The sequence below is a fragment of the Vibrio sp. 2033 genome, assembly GCF_033339735.1.
Genome location: NZ_JAWOVC010000237.1, coordinates 1 through 811 on the forward strand (window position 1 = coordinate 1; position 811 = coordinate 811).

1 protein-coding gene is annotated in these 811 nt (G+C 48.3%); it reads right to left on the bottom strand.

The genetic code is table 11. The annotated features are described in order from the left end of the window. A partial coding sequence (locus tag R7P74_RS25810; protein WP_318123493.1) for an ATP-binding cassette domain-containing protein occupies positions 1-811 on the bottom strand: 811 nt, incomplete at both ends.

An 811-nucleotide genomic window follows, 5' to 3' on the forward strand; every position in this document is an offset into this window, starting at 1 on the left:
TACTCGGTCACACATCTGACGAATCACCGGTAAATCGTGACTGATAAACAACATCGTTAGGTTCAGTTCACTTTGCAGATCTTTTAGCAAGTTCAGAATTTGTGCCTGTACCGACACATCCAACGCTGATGTCGGTTCATCACAAATCAAAAGTCGAGGACGAGTGGCCAGAGCGCGCGCAATCGAAATACGCTGACGCTGACCACCAGAGAATTCATGAGGATATTTCACGCCAGCCATGCGACCCAAACCAACATGATCAAGCAAATCATTCACGATTTGACGTGTTTCTGCTTCATTCTTGGTGAGTTTATGGAAACGAATTGGCTCGGCAATAATGTCTGACACCTTCATACGAGGGTTCATAGACGTGTATGGGTTTTGGAACACCATCTGCATTTGACGTCGCATCGGACGACGCTCTTTTTCCGACTTCATCGCCGTGAGATCGATGCCTTCAAATTTCACTTGGCCAGAGTTTGGCTCATACAAACCAGCAATCACGCGCGCGATGGTCGACTTACCCGAACCTGACTCACCCACCAGACCAAACGTCTCACCTTCGTGCACCTCAAAACTCACATTGTTCGATGCCTGCACGTACTCACGGCGGCTTTCAAACAAAGAGTCCTTAGTCACAAACCTTAGGTTGACGTTTTTCACATCCAACAACGGGCCAGTGTACTCACGCTGATCTTGGCTTTGACCCAGCCAGTGGTTCTTAATGTCTAGCGACTTCATTTCTGTCGCTTCTTCGATGTAACTCACCAGAGGGAAACGATCGAGCTTTCTGTCTGAGCGAGGAACCGCC